The sequence below is a fragment of the Vibrio sp. Vb1026 genome, from assembly GCF_033338745.1.
Classification (GTDB): domain Bacteria; phylum Pseudomonadota; class Gammaproteobacteria; order Enterobacterales; family Vibrionaceae; genus Vibrio; species Vibrio alginolyticus.
Map to the genome: position 1 here is coordinate 1 of NZ_JAWOTH010000131.1, position 1,226 is coordinate 1,226.

Here is a 1,226-nt window from a genome sequence, read left to right on the forward strand (position 1 = left end):
GCTGCTATCAATAAAATCCAGCCGCGAGGCACAGTTGTAAATCATCACTACTTCCGGCTGATGCATGGCAAGTTCCACCACCCCATGACGCACTTGTTCTAACGTCAGAGAAGGATGGTTATAGCAAAACTGAACCTCATCACCGAGGCACCACGGCCTATCGAAACTCATGCTTCCATCGGCGTGAAGTTCTGTGACGGTACAAACTTCCTTGCGCCCCAACGTCTCTCGATACAACGGGAAACTGAGTAATTGGTTAATCGTCACGTCGTGCCCGTCGGCAAGATAATGCTTATAAACATCGAGGGCTTTACGCTCTCCTAAGCAATACAAGCGCGTGCCTTTCGCATGCGTCACTTTGTGCGGCATGCCGATTGGGTTCCACTCGGAATACGCGTCTGTCCAAGTTTTCAAAGTATCACTGTGCAAAGCCACTGCCACTACGGCGTTGTCGTATGTCTGGTTTTGATAGAGCACCCAACAGCCGTCTTCTATGGTCTGCGCTAATCCACCAGACACTCGCACGTTTTCGGTCGCAAAAGTTTGATACAAAGGATAATCACGACGTTCGATTTGCACGGCAAAACTGATGATGACTTGAGAGTTGCTTTGTAACTGCAGCGAACGTTTGAGCTCGCCACCGTCTATATCGGGAGAGAAAGAATACGCTTGGACGGCAGACGTTAGCGTGGTTTGGTCAAACTCAATCAGGTTGATGAGGCAGCCAGAGGTAAAAATGTCGCCATCCAAAATTACATTGCGAGTGCTGTGGCCGATGACATGAGCATTGGGCAACATCGACAAAACCGCTTTGGCGAGCGCAACCGCACATTCTCGTGATTGCGTAGACAAAATTTGCACCAAATACTGTTTATCTGGGTGCAACTGAGAAGTGACTAAAAAGTCATTAAGCTGACTTACATCGTGGACCCGTTTGGAAAAAGCTCGCATGTACCCTACTACTGCCGTAACACTATTTTCACCACGATGAGTGGCGTCGTTATTTTTACTTTAGGCTTAGTAATTTACGTTTCTTTTTGATGCTTTTCTAGGCACAAAATGACTTTAGAATGGATTAATGCGAAAGCAATTAAAAAAGTGTGAGTAACGGCTGCAAACTATTGATTTCAATGTCAGGTAACGTACGTGTTCTTGAATGATTAATGACATTTTTATTCATATTATTAAACCAACATGCGGCAAAACCCGCTAACTTTGCACCATGT

The 1,226-nt window shown here is 45.8% G+C and carries 1 protein-coding gene and 1 pseudogene; both read right to left on the bottom strand.

All coding sequences use genetic code 11. The features are described 5' to 3' along the window. Positions 1-951 (bottom strand): FIST N-terminal domain-containing protein (locus tag R7E47_RS24720; RefSeq protein WP_318085395.1); only part of this gene is annotated, 951 nt, incomplete at its 3' end. A 139-nt stretch (positions 952-1,090) separates the two neighbouring features. Then, positions 1,091-1,226 (bottom strand): annotated as a pseudogene (locus R7E47_RS24725) (2-haloalkanoic acid dehalogenase); the annotation flags it as partial.